At 63.6% G+C, this 18413-nt stretch carries 9 protein-coding genes and 1 pseudogene; 7 read left to right on the plus strand and 3 right to left on the minus strand.

All coding sequences use genetic code 11. The features are described from left to right. Position 1: 1 nt before the first annotated feature. From FJ959_RS16120 to FJ959_RS16140, 5 genes and pseudogenes are all read left to right on the plus strand, one after another. Positions 2-6055, plus strand: a complete 6054-nt coding sequence (locus FJ959_RS16120) for a translocation/assembly module TamB domain-containing protein (protein WP_140630862.1) — start codon at positions 2-4, stop codon at positions 6053-6055. A 262-nt stretch (positions 6056-6317) separates the two neighbouring features. Further along, on the plus strand, positions 6318-7976 hold the full coding sequence (locus FJ959_RS16125) for an ABC transporter substrate-binding protein (RefSeq protein ID WP_140495085.1): 1659 nt from the start codon (positions 6318-6320) through the stop codon (positions 7974-7976). A 149-nt stretch (positions 7977-8125) separates the two neighbouring features. Next, positions 8126-9160: an ABC transporter permease gene (locus FJ959_RS16130; protein ID WP_140521245.1), complete on the plus strand. Its 1035-nt coding sequence runs from the start codon at positions 8126-8128 to the stop codon at positions 9158-9160. A gap of 12 nt (positions 9161-9172) precedes the next feature. Beyond that, positions 9173-10330, plus strand: coding sequence for an ABC transporter permease (locus tag FJ959_RS16135; protein ID WP_140630865.1), 1158 nt, complete (start codon positions 9173-9175; stop codon positions 10328-10330). Positions 10331-10383: 53 nt separating this feature from the next. Beyond that, positions 10384-12585, plus strand: a pseudogene (locus tag FJ959_RS16140) (ABC transporter ATP-binding protein); the annotation flags it as partial. A 544-nt stretch (positions 12586-13129) separates the two neighbouring features. Here FJ959_RS16140 and FJ959_RS16145 read toward each other — a convergent pair. Together FJ959_RS16145 and FJ959_RS16150 are read right to left on the minus strand one after the other, a co-directional pair. Further along, positions 13130-13720 (minus strand): transglycosylase SLT domain-containing protein, encoded by a 591-nt coding sequence (locus tag FJ959_RS16145; RefSeq protein WP_140630870.1) that lies wholly within the window; start codon positions 13718-13720, stop codon positions 13130-13132. Between the two features lie 16 nt (positions 13721-13736). Beyond that, positions 13737-13940: a hypothetical protein gene (locus FJ959_RS16150; RefSeq protein ID WP_140516680.1), complete on the minus strand. Its 204-nt coding sequence runs from the start codon at positions 13938-13940 to the stop codon at positions 13737-13739. Between FJ959_RS16150 and FJ959_RS16155 the strand changes: the two genes are divergently transcribed. Further along, the gene (locus FJ959_RS16155) at positions 13939-15477 is read left to right on the plus strand and encodes a trimethylamine methyltransferase family protein (RefSeq protein ID WP_140495097.1); all 1539 of its coding nucleotides are present in this window, start codon (positions 13939-13941) and stop codon (positions 15475-15477) included. The genes FJ959_RS16150 and FJ959_RS16155 overlap by 2 nt on opposite strands. A 66-nt stretch (positions 15478-15543) precedes the next feature. Further along, on the plus strand, positions 15544-17970 hold the full coding sequence (locus FJ959_RS16160; RefSeq protein WP_140630872.1) for an FAD-dependent oxidoreductase: 2427 nt from the start codon (positions 15544-15546) through the stop codon (positions 17968-17970). Between the two features lie 21 nt (positions 17971-17991). Here FJ959_RS16160 and FJ959_RS16165 read toward each other — a convergent pair whose 3' ends face one another. Continuing rightward, on the minus strand, positions 17992-18384 hold the full coding sequence (locus FJ959_RS16165) for a DoxX family protein (RefSeq protein ID WP_140495101.1): 393 nt from the start codon (positions 18382-18384) through the stop codon (positions 17992-17994). Between the last annotated feature and the right edge of the window lie 29 nt (positions 18385-18413).

The raw sequence follows: 18413 nt of genomic DNA on the forward strand, positions 1-18413 counted from the left end.
CATGAAGACGGTCTGGCGCATCCTTCGCATTTTTCTCTACACGCTGCTGATCGTGGTAGCAGGCGCCATCGGCGCGCTTTTCGTGCTGACCAAGACCGAGCGTGGACGCGACAATCTCGCCGGCATCATTTCGCGCCTGGCCTCGAGCGACGAGCGTAAGGTCACCGTCAGCGGCATCGACGGTATCTGGTCGGGCGCGCTCAGTGTCGACCATGTCGTGCTGGAGGACCGCGAGGGCGCCTGGCTGGTGGCGCGCAAGGTGGCCATCGACTGGTCGCCGCTGGCACTGTTGTCCAAAAACTTCAGCGCCGACCGCATCGCGGCGGAGCGCATCGAACTTGCGCGTCTGCCGGTGGCCGGCACGCAGCAGCCGGCGCAAGGCGGCGCGACGACGCTGCCGGTTTCCATTGATATCAAGCAGATCGACTTGCCGGAAGTCGCGCTTGGCCAACAACTGGCCGGCAGCGGCATCGCCGAACTCGCCGCCAAGGCCTCGGTGAAGGCCGACGCCGCACCGCTGTCGGTCGAGACGGTGCTCAACATTACCCGCCATGACGGCAAACAGGGCAATGTCGACGCGCAGATCCATTTCGCGCCAGCGGACAACAAGCTCGACCTCAACCTCAAGGCGTCGGAACCGGCCGGCGGCATCATCGCCAATCTGCTCAATCTGCCGGACACGCCGCCGGTCGACATCGTCGTCTCGGGCACCGGCCCGCTGGCCAACTGGAGTGGCGTCGGTACCTTCCTTGTCGATCATCGGATCGTAACCCAGCTCACCGGCCGCCATCAGCTCACCGACAAGGGTAACTATCTCGAAGCCAAGGGCGACGGCGATTTCGCCCGCTTCCTGCCGGAGAACCTGAAACCATTGTTTGCCGGTAAGACCAGCTTCGATATGGCGGGCACCGCCACGACGGCGGGCGGGATCAGTGTCGACCGGGCCAACATCGACAGTGATGCCGTGCACGGCACCGCGACCGGTATCGTCGATCCCGCCGGAGCCAGCGATCTTTCGGTCGAACTCGCCGCCAAGGGGCCACCCGTGGTGGTTAGCGTCGGCAGCAAGGCGCAGCCGATCACGCTGGCGATCAAGAATGCCACCGCCCGGGCGTTCGGCGACGGCAAGGCGCCGGTCGTCGATATCGGCGCCTCCTTCGTTTCGATCGTCGTCGGCGGCACGCGGCTAGACGACCTGGCGGCGCAGATACACTCCGACGGTTTCGACATCCAGAACCGCACCGGGCCGGTTACCGTCAAGCTTGGGGCCGGTGGCCTGAAAACCGACGTCGCGACGCTGGCGCCGCTGGTCACTGGCAAGGTCGATGTCGGCCTGGCTGGTTCCCTCAGCAAGGACGCCATTGTCATCGATCAGGGCACGCTCCGGTCCGATGCGCTCAATGCCTCGCTGACGGCGACCGTGGCGCTCGCCGACCTGTCGATGCAGCTCAAGATGAATGCCGATGCCGTGGCGACCGCCTTCCCGCAGCAGATCGCCTCGGTGCTCGGCGGGCGGGTGAAGTTCTCGGCCACAGCGTCGCGCGATCCGCAGGGCTCGTTCGCCGCCAACTCGATCGAACTCACGTCCGGTTCGCTCAGCGCCAGCGGTACCGCCAGCATGCAAGGTACCGACATCCTGGCCGATATCAAAGGCAGGCTGGGGGATGTTTCGGTGCTGTCGCCGACGGTCGGCGTCCCGGTCGAGGGCGGTGTCGATTTCGCCCTGTCGGCAAGCGGCGCCATGACCGCGCCGGATTTCACGGTTTCCGCCAACAGCGATAGCCTGACGGCCTCGGGCCGCACGGTGAAGTCGATCAAGCTGACCGCGAGCGGCAAGGCCGACATTGCTAGCCCTTCCGCCAATGTTTCGCTGACCGGCGCCGTCAACGACCAGCCGCTCGACATCAAGGCGGCGCTGGTGACGAGCGAAGGCAAGCGCTCGATCAATGGCTTTGCGGTGTCGCTGGGTGACAACAAGGTGTCGGGCGATCTGGCACTGGATGACAAGTTCATGCCGCTGGGCACGCTCATTCTTTCTGCGCCTGCAATCGATCAGCTTGCGGCGCTGGCCGGCCAGGCGGTGACCGGCGACATCAACGGCACCATTCGCTTTGCCAAGAGTGGCGACGTGCCCTCCGTTGCCATTGACGCGAAGAGCACGTCGATCGCGCGCGGCGAGGTGACGGCCAGCACAATCGCCGTCAATGCCTTGATTGCCAACTATCTCAAGGCGCCGGCGATTTCAGGCTCGATCAAGGCCGATGCTGTGACGTCGGGGACCACCCAAGTCGGCGGCATCATCGTCGATCTGAAGCGCGACGGAGACTGGACGAATTTTTCCGGCGGCGCCACCGTATCCGGCATTCCAGCGAAGGCGGCGGGGCGCGTGAAGATCGCCGATGGCGTCACCAGCGTCGAGATCGCCTCGGGCGAGGCTACGATTCGCGGCATCAAGGCGGCAATTGCCGAGCCATCTATGCTCAGTATCGCCGATGGCACCACCAGCATCGAAAAATTGGCGCTCGATGTCGGCGGCGGCTCGGTGGCGCTGTCCGGTACCGCCGGCCAGACGCTCGATCTCGCGGCAAAGGTCTCCGCCTTGCCGGCTGCCCTTGCCGACGGCTTTTCGCCCGGCCTCGATGCCGCTGGAACGCTTGATGGCAGCGCTGAGGTAACGGGCTCGCCGTCGGCTCCGGACGTCCGGTTCAATGTGCAACTGGCCGGTGTCGAAACAAGCCAAACCCGCCAGACTGGGCTTGGGCAGCTCGCAGTCGACGCGGCCGGCCGCTACACCATGGCCGGCGGCGTCGTCCTCGATCACGCGACGCTCTCCGGTGACAAGGTTTCCGGTCAAGCCGCCGGCACGATCAATCCGAACGGCGCCAGCGATTTCGCCCTTGACCTCGTCTCATCCGGTCCAAGTCTGCCGCTCACGGTCGGAAGCGCCGAGAGTCCCATCAAGATCGAGGTCCGGTCGCTGTCGGCAAAGGTGGCGGGCGAGAGCACGCGGGCCCGATTGGATATGTCCGCGATCCTGCCCTCGATCGCGACGAGACCGGCGAAGGTGGACGGACTGAGCCTGGCATTGCACTCGGATGCGTTCGATCTGAAGAACCGCGCCGGGCCGGTTTCGGGCACAGTTTCGGTGGATAGGGTTGGGCTCGACAATCCCACCATCGCGCCGCTGATCGCCGGCAAGGTCACGGCCGCGCTCAGCGGGCGCCTGTCAGCCGACGCTGTCGCCATCGACAGCGGCTCGCTCAAAAGCGACGCGCTCAACAGCCAGGTCGCCGGCCTGGTGTCGCTGCGTGACGGCGCCATCGACCTCAAGCTGAAGGCGGATGCTCCATCGTCGGCCCTGCCGGCCGCAGCACGCGGCATGCTTGGCGAACGGGCGCAGTTGAGCGCCACGCTGAAGCGCGAGCCCAACGGTAATATCGCCATAGGCGGATTGACGCTGGCCTCCGGCGCGCTGACCGCACAGGGGCAGGCGAGCCTTGCCGACAATACGCTGGCCGCCGACATCAAGGGCGTGCTGGGCGATGTTTCGCTGCTGTCGAAGGATGCCAAAGGCGCCATCGCCTTTGCGCTGAATGCGCAGGGCCCGGCGACCGCGCCGGATCTGTCGCTGACCGTCGACAGCGACAAGCTTTCGGTGGCGTCGCGCGAGATCACCGGGCTCAGACTAACCGCCACCGGCAAAGCCGACGCGGCCAAGCCGGCGGCCAATGTGCAGCTGACAGGCAATGTCGCGGGCCAACCCTTGCAAGGCAGTGCGGTGCTGGCGACCGCGGACGGCAAGAGCGCCATCAATGGCCTGCTTTTGTCGCTGGGCCAAAACAGGATTTCCGGCGACCTGGCGCTGGACGACAAGTTCATACCCGAAGGCACGATCTCTCTCGACCTGCCCGATATAGGACCGCTTGCCGCATTGGCGCTGGAAAAAGCGGAAGGCGATGTGCGCGGCACGATTGCGTTCTCGAAGAACGGTGCCGCACCGCAGGTCGCCATCAAGGCTACGACCGCCTCGGTCACGCGCGGCGATCTTCAGGCGAAGGCCGTGTCGATCGACGCATTGATCGCCAATTACCTCGCCGCTCCGGTCATCTCCGGAAAAATCCATGCCGACACCGTCACGTCGGGCGGCACGGTGATCGGCGGCATCGATGTCGACCTGAAGCGTGACGGCGACTGGACCGGCTTTTCCGGCGGCGCGACGGTGAAAGGAATTCCGGCGAGGGCCGCGGGCCGCGTGAAGGCGGCAAACGGCACGACGACCATAGAGCTTGCTTCCGGCGAGGCGACCGTCCAAGGCATAAAGGCTGCCATCGCGCAGGCTTCGACCGTCACCATCGCCAATGGCACGACGACGCTGGACAGGCTGGTGCTCAACCTGGGCGGCGGCACGGCGACGGTGACCGGCAAGATCGGGCAGGCGCTCGACATCAACGCGGCGCTGGCGCGGGTGCCGATCTCGCTTGCCAACAGTTTTTCGCGGGGTCTCGATGCCGCCGGTTCGATTTCGGGCACGGTGAAGGTCACCGGGGCACCAGCCAGCCCCAGTGCGGCGTTCAACCTCGATGCTGCCGGCGTCCAGACCTCCCAGACCCGCGGCGCGGGGGTCGGTGCGGTGAGTGTCTCTTCCTCCGGCACCTTTGCCGGCAACAAGCTGACCTTCAACGCCAATGTCAGCGATGGGGCCGGCCTTGGTCTCAAGGGCGGCGGCACGGTGACGACATCAGGCACGCCGGCGCTCGCGCTCGACTTCAATGGCGCCGTGCCGTTCGGAATCCTCAGTCAGAAGCTCGCCGCGCAAGGCCTGTCGCTGACGGGGACCGCGAGTGTCAATGTGCAGGTACGCGGCCCCGCGACATCGCCGGTCATCGGCGGCAGCATCAGCACGTCGGGCGCCCGCCTGCTCGACGCGCGTTCCGGGCTTGCGGTCAACGACATCGCAGCCGAAATTTCCATCGGCAATGGCGTCGCCAGGATCAACCGGCTGACCGGGACGCTGTCGACGCGCGGCAGCCTGTCGGCCAGCGGCACGGTCGGTATCAATCCGGCGCAGGGGTTCCCGGCCGATCTGTCGATCAAGCTCACCGACGGCCGCTACACCGATGGGCGGGTGGTCACCGCCAATCTTGGCGGCGACCTGACGATCAAAGGACCGCTGACGTCGGCGCCGGTGATTGCCGGCACCGTCAACCTTGCCAAGACCGTGATCACCGTTCCGGACAAATTGCCAGGTTCGCTTTCGGCGCTCGATGTCAAACACAAGAACGCGCCCGGCGCGGTGAGGGCGCAGGACAAGGCATTGCGCCCGGCCACGACCAGCGGCAAGACGGGTGGCAGCGGCCTTGTGCTGGATGTCACCGTCAACGCGCCGAACCAGATCTTCATCCAGGGCAGGGGCGTGGACGCCGAACTCGGCGGCTCGCTCAGGCTGACCGGTCCGGCCTCATCGCCGCAAGCGGTCGGCACTTTCACGCTGCAACGCGGGCGGCTGTCGATTCTCGGCAAGCGGCTGACCTTCACCGAGGGCACGGTCGGCTTTTCTGGCTCGCTGGTGCCCTATCTCAACCTGACCGCGACAACGACCACGAGCAGCGCAACCGTCACCATCGTGGTGTCGGGCGAGGCGACCAATCCGAAATTCACCTTCACCTCGGTGCCGGCGCTGCCCGAGGACGAGGTGCTGGCGCAACTGATCTTCGGGCGGTCCATGTCGAACCTGTCGCCGCTGCAGATCGCGCAACTGGCCGAAGCCGCCGGGCAACTCGCCGGTGTCGGCGGCTCGACGTCGCTGCTGGAAAACCTGCGCAGCGCGATCGGCGTCGACGATCTCGATGTCACCACCGACGAAAAGGGCGGCACGGCGGTTTCTGCCGGCAAGTACCTCAACGACCGCACCTATGTGACGATCCAGAAAGGCGACAAGCCGGGCTCGGGCAAGGCCACGATCGACCTCAACGTGGGACGTGGCGTCAAACTGCGCGGCGAGGCGACGGACGCCGGCGAAGCCAAGGGCGGCATCTTCTACGAGAAGGAATATTGAAGCGGAGACTTGGGCTGGCCCTCATCCTGGCGAGGGCTGGTCCTGTCGCAAACCGCGCCAATGTCTCAGTTTAATCGCCTGAAGAGATTTAGTGGAAATCCGTCGCGCACTAGCAATTTTGCGCCAAGACTGTCGCTATCACGCGAACCGCTCCCCCTCCAAAGTTGCACATTCGTCAATATGTTCCCAACCATGCCGTCTTTGACATCATGGCCTGGATGCGGAATGTTAATCGGCGGAAAGCCAACAATGGGAGTTAGTCATGACAATCTACAAGAGTAATGGCGATAGCGTTCCGGATCACATCCTGGCCATGGCCGAAGAGGCCAAGTCGGGTAAGGTCGATCGCCGCGAATTCCTCGCGCTCGCCAGCGTCTTCGGCGCTTCGACGGCCATGGCCTATGGCCTTCTGGGGCTCGCCGCCCCGACGCCGGCCAAGGCCGAGGACGTGCAGGGTAAGAAAGGCGGCGTGCTCAAGGTGGCAATGTCGGTCAAGGATCCCAAGGATCCGCGCACGGCCGACTGGTCGGAAATCTCCAATGCCGAGAGGCAGGCGCTCGAGCCGCTGGTGAAATACACCCACCAGTACACATTCGCGCCCTATCTCCTGGAAAGCTGGGACATCAATGACGACGCCACCGAGTACACGCTGCATGTGCGGCCGGGCGTCGAATGGAACAATGGTGACAAGTTCACCGCCGACGACGTGATCTACAATTTCACCCGCTGGGCCGACAAGGCCGCGGAAGGCAACTCCATGCCGGGCCGTCTCGGCAGCCTCGTCGATGACAAGACCAAGAAATTGCGCGAAGGGTCGGTCATCAAGGTCGACGACATGACCGTCAAGCTGAAGCTCACCAAACCCGATATCGCCATCATCCCCAACCTGACCGATTATCCGGCACTGGTGGTGCACAAGAGCTTCGACGAGAAGGGCGCCAACTTCAAGAACTGCCCGATCGGTACGGGTCCGTTCGAGCTCGTCTCCTACGACGTCGGCCAGAAGGTCGTCTACAAGCGCCGCGAGACCGGCAAGTGGTGGCAGGGCGAAGCCTTCCTCGATGGCGTCGAGTTCATCGATTACGGCACCGATCCGGCCGCAACGGTTTCGGCCTTCGAATCGGGCGAAGTTCAGACCAACCATGAGACGACCGCCGACTACGTCAAGATCATCGCAGACGTCGGCGCGCCGCCTTCCGAGGTCGTGACCGCCGCCACCGTGGTGTCGCGCTTCAACGTCAACGCCAAGCCTTATGGCGACCAGAAAGTGCGTCAGGCGATGTGTCTGGCCGTCGACAACTCGGTGGTGCTGCAGCTCGGCTACGGCAATGCCGGCACGCCGGCCGAGAACCACCATGTCGCGCCGATCCATCCCGAATATGTCGAGCTGCCCAAAATCAAGCGCGACATCGCCAAGGCCAAGCAGATGCTGACGGAAGCCGGCGTGATCGATTTCGAACACGAGCTGATCAGCAACGACGAGGACTACCACAAGAACACCACGGACGCGATCGCGGCCCAACTGCGCGAGGCTGGCATCAAGGTGAAGCGCACCGTGCTGCCGAGCTCGACCTTCTGGAACGACTGGACGAAATATCCGTTCTCGGAAACCAACTGGAACATGCGTCCACTTGGCATCCAGGTCATCGCCATCGCCTACCGCTCAGGTGAAGCCTGGAACGAGACGGCCTACGCCAATCCGGACTTCGACAAGAAGGTCAACGAGGCGCTCGGGATCGCCGACGCGGAGAAGCGCAAGGTGGTGATGAAGGACATCGAGCAGATGCTGCAGGATTCCGGCATCATCATCCAGCCTTACTGGCGCAAGCTCTACATCAACATCAAGCCCGAGGTGAAGAACCACTCGATGCACCCCACCTACGAGCACGACTTCGGCAAGGTCTGGCTCGATCAGGCGTGACCCACAGCCTGTCGGGAGCGGGGCGCCAGCGCCTTTCGCTCCCGCGGCATCGCCGCCGTTGCATTGGATGCAGCGGCGGCGTGACGTCACAAGGTTTTTGATACAGGGTTGAACCTATCTGACCCCAACCCGGCCGGCAGGGGGGTACAATGTTCTCATTCATCGCCAGACGCATCGGCACGATACTGCTCACGATGCTGTGCCTGACGCTGGTCGTCTTCTTCCTCGTCAATCTGGAACCCAACCTGAAGAAGCTGGCGATCAGCCAGACCGAGATGCACACCTCGGCCGAACAGCTGGAAAGCTGGCTGGTCAATCACGGCTACCGGCAGAACTTTTTCGTGCGCTACGGCCAGTGGCTCGGCGTCGTGCCCAAGCAGCCGGTAACCGATCCGGCGACCGGTAAGCCGGCGCAGCGCTTCTCTTTCTGCAATGATCCGGCCGAGCCGAAGTTCTCCGGCGTGCTCCAGGGTGATTTCGGCTGCTCGACCAAATTCAAGACCACGGTGGGGGCCAAGCTATTCCCTGCGCTCGGCGCCACGGGCATCCTGATGTTCTGTGTGCTGGCGGTGATGGTGCCGGTCTCGCTGCTGATCGGCATCCTGGCCGGCATGCGCGAGGGGTCGCGCACCGACCGGGTGCTGTCGGTCGCCTCGATCGCCTCGACGGCGACGCCCGAATATGTATCGGGCGTCATCTTTACCGTCATCTTCGCCTCCTGGCTTGGCTGGCTGAACGGATCCGCCGCATCGGCAAGCCAGGGCATCACCTTCTATAACTTCACGCTGCCGGTGATCACGCTGGCCATCTACGGCATCGGCTACATCGCGCGCATGACGCGTGCCTCGATGGTCGAGGTGATGACGCAGCAATATATCCGCACCGCCCGGCTGAAGGGTCTTTCCTTCAAAAGCGTGGTGGTCAAGCACGCGCTGCGCAACGCTCTGATCGCGCCCTTCACCGTGATCATGCTGCAGTTTCCGTGGCTGCTCACCGGCGTCGTCATCGTCGAGGTGATGTTCCGATATCAGGGCTTCGGCTACACACTGGTCGAGGCCGCCGGCAACAACGACATCGACCTTTTGCTCGGCTGCTCGCTGGTCTCGGTGTTCATCGTCCTGATCACGCAGCTCATTTCCGATGTCGGCTACGCGTTCCTCAATCCGCGCATTCGGGTCCAGTAGGGGAGACGGCGCATGCAAGCCCAATATATCGGTGCCTCCACCGTCGTCCTCGAAGTGCTCTGGCGCTTCTGGCCGGTCTGGCTCGCGCTTCTCATCGTCATGGGCGCGAGCTTCCTCTACAAGAAGAAGCTGGCTCTCTACGGCCAACTGTTCGACAGCGGCGTCGGCATAGCGGGGGTGGCCATCTGCCTGTTCTGGCTGTTCACGGCGATCTTCGCCTCGACCATCTCGCCTTTCGATCCGCTCGGCCAGATTCCCATCATGAAGGATACATTGCCCGGAGCCATCGAACCGCAATCGGGCCTCGCCTATCTGTTCGGTGGCGACAAGCTCGCCCGCGATGTCTTTTCACGCATGGTCTATGGCAGCCAGATCGTCCTGATCATCGCGCCGGCGGCGACCGGCTTCGCGCTTATGGTCGGCATCACGCTCGGCCTGCCGGCCGGCTATTACGGCGGCAAGATCGATACCGTTTTGTCGTTCCTGGCCAATCTCGTGCTGGCCTTCCCGGTTATCCTGCTGTTCTACCTCCTGGTGACGCCGGGCATCATGGACACGCCGATCCCCTACGCGCTGGCCGGCGTTTTCTTCCTGTTCCCGATTATTTTCTTCTGCGTGCTGTTCTGGACGCGCTACAAGAACCGTTCCGACCCGATCTACATCCTGCTCGGACTGACGCTGGTGGTCGGCGGCTGGATCTATGCCGGCCTGGTGTTCGATGCCGACCCGCTGAAGATCGTGCATATCGATCCCAACCAGCTCAACATCTTCGTGGCGGTGGTGTTCGCCTCTAGCCCGGGCGTGTTCCGCATCGTGCGTGGCCTGACCATGGATATCAAGACGCGGGACTATGTGGCGGCGGCCCAGACGCGCGGTGAATCGCCATGGTACATCATGCTGTGGGAGATCCTGCCCAATGCGCGCGGACCGCTGATCGTCGATGCCTGCCTGCGCATCGGCTACACAACCATCCTGCTCGGCACGCTGGGCTATTTCGGCCTCGGGCTGGCGCCGGAAAGTCCCGACTGGGGGACCGCGATCAAGGATGCCAGCCGGCTGCTGCGTTCCTTCATCCACCCGGCACTGCCGCCGACGATCGCGCTGATGTCGTTCGTACTGGGGCTAAACCTGCTCGCCGATTCCCTGCGCGAGCAATCGATGAAGGATTGATGGCGGGGTCCTCGACCCTACTTGCCCGGAAAAACCAAGGATTGGAGCGACCCATGAACGAGGCAGTTCGAAATCCGGCCAAGCCGAACAATGGGCCGATCATCGAGATCGAAAACCTGTCGATCTCCTTCTTCACCCGCAAGGGCGAGATACCGGCCGTGATGGATTTTTCCTGCACGGTCATGCCCGGCGAAGCGATGGGCATTGTCGGCGAATCCGGCTGCGGCAAGTCGACCGTGTCGCTCGGCATCATGCGCGACCTCTCCAACATCGGGAAGATTGTCGGCGGCAAGATCAAGTTCCAGGGCAAGGACATGGGCGAGCTCTCCGAGGAGGAGCTGCGCAGCATCCGCGGCAACAAGATCGCCATGATCTACCAGGAGCCGATGGCGAGCCTGAACCCGGCGATGAAGATCGGCCAGCAGCTAATGGAAGTGCCGCTGATCCACGACAAGGTGTCGAAGGAGGAGGCCTATAAACGTGCGCTCGAAATGGTGCGCTCGGTGAAGCTTCCCGATCCGGAACGCATGATGCGCTCCTATCCGCACCAGCTTTCGGGCGGCCAGCAGCAGCGCATCGTCATCGCCATGGCGCTGCTGTCGAAGCCGGCGCTGCTTCTCCTCGACGAGCCGACGACGGCGCTCGACGTAACGGTGGAGGCGGGCATCGTCGAACTGGTCAAGGGGCTGGGCGAGAAGTTCGGCACCTCGATGATCTTCGTGTCGCACAATCTTGGCCTGATCCTGGAGACCTGCGACCGCATCACGGTGATGTATTCGGGCGAGGCCGTCGAGACCGGCAAGATCAAGGACGTGTTCGACCAGATGCGCCATCCCTATACGCAGGGCCTTTTCCGCTCGATTCCACTGCCGGGCGCCGACAAGAACTCGCGGCCGCTGATCTCGATCCCCGGCCAGCTGCCCCTGCCGCATGAAAGGCCGAAGGGCTGTAATTTCGGTCCGCGCTGCCACCATTTCGTCGAGGGCGTCTGCAACGCCGCCGAAATCCCGATGATCGAAGTCGCGGGACATGAAGGTCATTTCTCGCGCTGCGTGCGCTTCAACGAAATCGATTGGGACGCCCTGCCGCCCGGCGCCAAAAAGGTCAATGAGAAGGTCGTGCCGGGCGCACCGGTACTCAAGATCGAGGACTTGAGAAAATACTACAAGGTTGGCGGCAGTGAGGTGTTCGGCTCAAGCGAGGGCCGCGTCGTCAAGGCCAACGAGACGATTTCGTTTACGGCGCGCGAATCCGAAACCGTCGCCATTGTCGGCGAATCCGGGTGCGGAAAATCGACGCTGGCCAAAGTACTGCTCGGGCTCGAGACGGCGAGCTCCGGCAAGGTCACGCTCGCCAACAAGGAAATCCAGTCGACCGGCATCGAGAGCCGCAGCGTCGACACGGTGTCGTCGATCCAGATGGTGTTCCAGAACCCGTTCGATACGCTCAACCCCAGCCATTCGGTCGGCTCGCAGATCATCCGCACACTGGAAAAATTCAACGTCGGCAAGACCGTCGCCGACCGGCGCAAGCGCATGCTGGAATTGCTTGACCTGGTGAAGCTGCCGCGCGCCTTCGAGAGCCGCAAGCCGCGCCAGCTTTCGGGTGGCCAGAAGCAGCGCATCGGCGTGGCGCGCGCCTTTGCCGGCGATGCCAAGGTGGTGGTGGCCGACGAGCCGGTCTCGGCGCTCGACGTGTCGGTGCAGGCGGCGGTGACTGAGCTGCTGATGGACATCCAGCGCAAGAATAAGACGACGATGCTGTTCATCAGCCACGATTTGTCGGTCGTGCGCTATATCGCCGACCGGGTCGTCGTCATGTATCTCGGCTATATCGTCGAGCAAGGCACGACCGACCAGATCTTCGCGCCGCCCTATCATCCGTACACCGAGGCACTGCTTTCGGCGATCCCGATCGCCGACACCAGCGTGATCAAGAAGCATATCGTGCTGGAGGGCGACATACCCTCGGCAATGAACCCGCCGACAGGCTGTCCATTCCAGACGCGCTGCGGCTACAAGAGACTGGTGCCGGATAATCTCTGCGAAACCAAGGTGCCGCCGGTAAAGAACCTGGGGGACGGGCACATGAGCCTGTGCTGGCTCTCGGACGACGTTCTGGCGACGATGGAGCCGGTGATCAAGTTCGACAAGCAGCATGCCGACCATGAGGGCGTGCCGGACGACGCGCCGCATGGGGCCGGCCCGGGCTTTGCCGGTCAGCCACCCAACCGACCACATGGCAAGACCGCCAGTGCGGAAGCCAGCGCGGTGGGAGAGGACGCCGAGGAGACAGAAGCCGTGTGGCGAGCCCGCCGCCACGAGGTGCGCGACGAGGTCTCCGAAACAGGTGCACCGGCGACCGATGCCAACGCGACCTCCGCGCCTTTCACGCCGAGAACGCTTGGCGAGGGCCGCCAGGCAGAGAATGCGCGTGTCGCACCAATTAGCGGCCGTGCGGCCAGACCAGGCGCGGCGCGTGATGGCGCGGCCGACAGGAACCGACCCGCCGGCATCTCCAAGCCTGCCAAGCCGGACGACTTGAAATTGATATCCGGCGTGGGTCCGAAGACGGAAGCCATCCTCAATGGCCTCGGTATCTTCACCTACGCTCAAATTGCCTCGTGGAAGAAGGCCGAACGGGAGTGGGTCGACGACCATTTGAGATTCCAGGGCCGCATCGAGCGCGAGGACTGGGTCAAGCAGGCGAAGGCGCTCGCCAAGGGCGGCGAGGCGGAATACATCAAGGTGTTCGGCAGGAAGCCGCGCTGACAGATGCTGTCGTTGTAGCGGGAGCCCTTTAGCTGCCGCACTGCCTTAGCTGTTCGGCATAGTCGCGGGCCATCTTGTCGGTGGCCCGGGCATAGCTCTGGACGCCGGAATCGCCACGATTGCCGCGGCCATAGGCGGTCCAGCCGAGATAGTAGGCAAGGTAGAGATTGTAGGTGTCGTTGCGGGCGACGCCGTAGGTATCCGCTGTCTTGGAATGGTACCAGCCGACGAAATCGACGGCGTCGGCGAATTTGGTCCGGCGCGCCGCCCAGTTGCCGGTTTCGCTCTGATATTGCGACCAGGTGCCGTCCAGCGCCTGCGAGAAGCCGGTGGCCGACGAGACGTGCTTCCATGGGATGAAACCGAGCAGTTTGGTGCGCGGCGGCCGGGCGTTGCTCTTGAATCCCGATTCCTTGCGCACGGTCGCCATCAGCACGGGGACGGGCACGCCGTATTTCTGCTCGGCGCGTTCGGCGGCCGACTGCCAATTGTCGAACCAGCCGTCATTCTGGTCAAAGACGGCGCAGACATTGTTGATGTGGCTGGGGGCCGTCGCACAGGCCGAAAGTGCCAGCAGCACACCAACCGCTACAATTTTACTAAAACTCGACCTACGCATCGGCAGAGCAATAGGCTCAAATCATAAAGGGAATCTTGCTGCCCTCGTTAACGGGCCGCCGATGCGGGCGCTTCAGAAAAATGCCATATTGATCACCCGACATATCTTGTCGCTTTTCATAAATCGATGTTTCGAAAATGCCGCCTCGGTTAAAATCGCGCCCGCAAACGGCGTATTTCTGACAGCTGGCGCGGTTTGCCGAGGCTTTGATGCCTGGCATGAACGAACCAAGACGCAAGCGCGGCGCCGAGCGCACCAGCAACCGGGGACCAGGGCCTATCCCGCAGCTGCCGGCGAGGCGGGTGACCAATCCTTATCCGCCGATGGCCTTGCTGTCGCCCGACCAGATCGAGGCGATCCACCAGGCGTCGATGCACATATTGGAGAATTTCGGCATCGAGGTGATGAGCCCGCGGGCGCTCTCGCTGTTCGAGCAGGCCGGTGCCAGCGTGGACCACGCGTCGGCGAACGTGCGCATTGACCGCGGCATGGTCGACGAGGCGCTGAAGACGACGCGGTCCAATTATTCCCTTACACCGCGCAATCCGGCCAACGCCGTTCATCTCGGCGGCAACACAATCAATTTCACGCTCGTTGCGGGGCCGCCCAATGTGCACGACATGGCGCGGGGCCGCCGCCCCGGCAATTTGCGCGACTATGCGGATCTGACCCGGCTGGCGCAGCATTTCAACTGCGTGCACATGCTCGGTAACCAGGTCTGCGCGCCGGTCGAATTGCCGGCCAATTCGCGCCATCTCGACACCTATTTCACCAATCTGACGCTGACCGACAAAAGCTTCCATGTCTCGGCGATCGGCCGGGGCAGGGCGCTGGACGGGATCGAGATGATGGCGATCGCGCGTGGGCTGACGCTGGACCAGTTGCGCGACGATCCCGGCATCGCCACCATCATCTCGGTCAACTCGCCGCGCCGTTTCGACGAGATGATGGCCGAGGGGCTGATGACGATGGCCGAATTCGGCCAGTCTGTGGCAGTCACGCCGTTCACGCTGATGGGCGCGATGAGCCCGGTGACGCTGGCGGGTGCGCTCGCGCAGCAGAATGCGGAAGCACTGTTCGGCGTAGTCCTGACGCAACTTGTGCGTCCGGGCGCGCCGGTCATGTATGGCGCCTTCACCTCCAATGTCGACATGAAGTCGGGCGCGCCGGCCTTCGGCACGCCTGAAAACACCAAGGCCAACATCGCGTCGGGGCAATTGGCACGGCGTTACGGGCTGCCCTACCGGACAACGCCGGGCTCGGCCTCCAACGCCGCCGATGCGCAAGGCGCTTACGAGACGTTGATGGCGCTGTGGGGCGCTGTGCTCGGCCACGGCAACCTCGTCTATCACGCCGCCGGCTGGCAGGAGGGCGGGCTGACGGCGTCGTTCGAGAAATTCATTATCGACGTCGAAATGATCCAGCACATGATGGAATTTTTGCGCCCGATCGTGGTCGACGAGGCCGAGCTTGCCGTCGAGGCGCTGGGCGCGGTGCCGACCGGCGGCCATTTCTTCGGCGAGCCGCACACGCTGGAGCGTTATGCGACGGCCTTCTATCAGCCGATGCTTTCGAACTGGCAGAATTTTGAAGCCTGGCAGGAAGCCGGCGGCCTCGACGCAACCGCGCGCGCCACGCGGTTGTGGAAGAAGGCGCTCGAAGACTATGTCGAGCCGCCGATGGACGTCACCGTGCGCGAAGCGCTGGAGGCCTACGTGACCAAGCGCAAGGAAGCGATTGGGGCGGGCGAGCCGTGATGCGCCACGAACGTCCCGTTTTGAATCATCTAGCCCATCCAACTCACTGATATCAGAGAAGAACCCATGAAATCGCATGCAAAGGTCGTGGTCATTGGCGGCGGGGTTGTCGGGTGTTCCGTGCTGTTCCATCTCGCCCGCCATGGCTGGACCGACGTCGTGCTTCTGGAGCGAGACGAGCTGACTTCAGGCTCGACGTGGCACGCGGCCGGCGGCATGCACACGATCAATGGCGATCCCAACGTCGCCAAGCTGCAGAAATACACGATCAACCTCTACAAGGAGATCGAGGAGCTTTCCGGCCAGGCGACCGGCGTGCATCTGACCGGCGGCGTGCTGCTGGCGGCGACCGAGGCACGGCTCGACTGGCTGCGTGGCGTCGTCGCCAAGGGTCGCTATCTCGGCATCGATCTCGAAGAAATCTCGCCGAAACAAGCGGCCGAACTGATGCCTCTGCTCGACCCCAAGCAGTTCGTCGGCGCTGTCCGCAACAAGGAGGACGGCCATCTCGATCCCTCCGGCGTCACCCATGCCTATGCCAAGGCTGCGCGTAAGCTGGGCGCCGAGGTCGAGCGCTTCACCAAGGTCGAGGACATCGTGCGGCGTCCCGACGGGCTGTGGCGCGTCATCACCAACAAGGGCGAGGTCGTGGCCGAGCATGTCGTCAACGCCGGTGGCCTTTGGGCGCGCGAGGTCGGCCGCATGGTCGGGCTCGAACTGCCGGTGCTGGCCATGGAGCACATGTATCTGATCACCGAGGACATGCCGGAGGTCGCCGCCTGGAACGCCAAGACCGGCACCGAGATCATCCACGCCGTCGATTTCGACGGCGAGCTCTATTTGCGCCAGGAGCGCGGCGGTATGCTGATGGGCACCTATGAGAAGGCCAACAAGGCATGGTCCGAGCACCAGACGCCGTGGAATTTCGGCCATGAATTGCTGGAGCCGGACATCGACCGCATCGCGCCGTCGCTGGAAGTCGGCTTCCGGCATTTCCCGGCCTTTCAGAACACCGGCATCAAGCAGATCATCAACGGACCCTTCACCTTCGCGCCTGACGGCAACCCGCTGGTCGGGCCGGTGCGCGGTTTGCCGGGCTTCTGGGTGGCCTGCGGCGTCATGGCCGGTTTCAGCCAGGGCGGCGGCGTTGGGCTCGCGCTGTCCAACTGGATGATCGAGGGCGATCCCGGCGCCGACATCTGGGCCATGGACGTGTCGCGCTATGGCGACTGGGCGACGATGGCCTACACCAACGCTAAGGTGCGCGAGAACTATTCCAGGCGCTTTTCGATACGCTTCCCCAATGAGGAATTGCCCGCCGGACGGCCGCTGAAGACCACGCCGGTCTATGACCTGCTGTCGGCCAAGGGCGCGCAATGGGGCGTGTCCTATGGGCTGGAAGTGCCGCTCTGGTACGCGCCCGAAGGCGTCAAGGACGAGTTCTCGTGGCGTCGCTCGAGCGATTTCGCGCATGTCGGCAGGGAGGTTGCAAACGTTCGCGGGGGCGTCGGCATCGCCGAGATTTCGAATTTCGCCAAATACGGCGTGACAGGCGGGGGGGCTGCTGCATGGCTCGACCGGCTGCTCGCCTGCAAGCTGCCGAGGCCAGGCCGCATGACGCTGGCGCCTATGCTGAAGGAGGACGGCAAGCTCATCGGCGATTTCACGCTGGCCAATCTCGGCGGCGAGGAGTGGTTCATCGCCGGTTCCGGCATTGCCGAGCAGTACCATATGCGCTGGTTCGAAAAGCATCTGCCCGCGGATGGTTCTGTCCGCATCGAGGCTTCGGGCGCGAAACTCACCGGCCTTGCCGTCGCCGGGCCGAAGGCGCGGGACGTGCTGGCCAAGGTCACGCGGACGGACGTCTTGAACGCCGTCTTTCCCTTCATGGCCATCGGCAAGATGGATATCGGCATGGCGCCGTGCCTGGTAGGCCGCGTCAGCTACACCGGTGATCTCGGCTATGAAATCTGGGTGGCGCCGGAATATCAGCGCGCGGCGTTCCAGGCGCTGATGGCGGCGGGCGAGGAGTTCGGCATTGGCCTGTTCGGCTCCCGTGCGCTGAACGCACTGCGGCTGGAAAAGAACTATGGCTCGTGGGCGCGCGAATACCGGCCGATCTACGGACCGCTGGAGGCAGGGCTCGATCGCTTTGTCGCCTATGGCAAGGAAGCCGATTTCATAGGCAAGACCGCGGCGTTGGCAGAGCGCAAGCAGGGCGGCAGGCTCAGGCTGCGCGCCTTCATCGTCGAGGCTGCCGACGCCGATGTCATCGGCGACGAGCCGATCTGGTTCGGCGGCATGGTGCGTGGCTGGGTGACGTCAGGCGGCTATGCGCATCATTCAAGGAAATCGGTGGCCATGGGCTACGTGCCGAAGGAGATCGCCGAGGAGAGCGAAGGCTTCGAGATCGAAATCCTCGGCAAGCGCCATGCCGCACGCATGCAGCCGGTGCCGCTGTTCGACGCCAATTTGGAGCGGATGCGGGCGTGAACAATCCGCATCCGGCTCGCATCAGGCAGCGCGGCGATTGTCGAGCGCAAAGGCGCCAGGGCCGGCGAAGAACAGATAGAGGAAGATGAAGCAGAACGAGATCGCCAAATCGCCGCCATTGTTGACCGGGAAGAAGCCGCGCGGCATGTGCGCCATGAAATAGGCGATCGCCATCTCGCCCGCCAGAAGGAAGGCGACTGGGCGGGTAAACAGCCCCAGCGCGAGCAGGATGCCGCCGGCGAACTCGAGAATGCCGGCTGTCAGCGTCAACCCGCTGAGGGCGTGGGGTTCGGCGCTTGCCGGGAAATTGAACAGCTTCTGGCTGCCATGCTCGATGAACTGCAGCGCGGTTATGATGCGCAGAACGCCGAGCGCCTGTGGCTGGTATCGGGCCAAGCCTTCAAAAAGCGCCATCTGAAACTCCGTTTCACCCCCAGGTCCGG

This window comes from Mesorhizobium sp. B2-2-4 (assembly GCF_006442375.1).
Taxonomy (GTDB): domain Bacteria; phylum Pseudomonadota; class Alphaproteobacteria; order Rhizobiales; family Rhizobiaceae; genus Mesorhizobium.

Bases quoted from the DNA above. Each gene is read 5' to 3' on its own strand.
- FJ959_RS16145 (WP_140630870.1), bottom strand. From the start codon at position 13,720: ATGCGTAGGTCGAGTTTTAGTAAAATTGTAGCGGTTGGTGTGCTGCTG.
- FJ959_RS16155 (WP_140495097.1), top strand. From the start codon at position 13,939: ATGAACGAACCAAGACGCAAGCGCGGCGCCGAGCGCACCAGCAACCGG.
- FJ959_RS16125 (WP_140495085.1), top strand. From the start codon at position 6,318: ATGACAATCTACAAGAGTAATGGCGATAGCGTTCCGGATCACATCCTG.
- FJ959_RS16135 (WP_140630865.1), top strand. From the start codon at position 9,173: ATGCAAGCCCAATATATCGGTGCCTCCACCGTCGTCCTCGAAGTGCTC.
- FJ959_RS16150 (WP_140516680.1), bottom strand. From the start codon at position 13,940: ATGCCAGGCATCAAAGCCTCGGCAAACCGCGCCAGCTGTCAGAAATAC.
- FJ959_RS16165 (WP_140495101.1), bottom strand. From the start codon at position 18,384: ATGGCGCTTTTTGAAGGCTTGGCCCGATACCAGCCACAGGCGCTCGGC.
- FJ959_RS16130 (WP_140521245.1), top strand. From the start codon at position 8,126: ATGTTCTCATTCATCGCCAGACGCATCGGCACGATACTGCTCACGATG.
- FJ959_RS16160 (WP_140630872.1), top strand. From the start codon at position 15,544: ATGAAATCGCATGCAAAGGTCGTGGTCATTGGCGGCGGGGTTGTCGGG.
- FJ959_RS16120 (WP_140630862.1), top strand. From the start codon at position 2: ATGAAGACGGTCTGGCGCATCCTTCGCATTTTTCTCTACACGCTGCTG.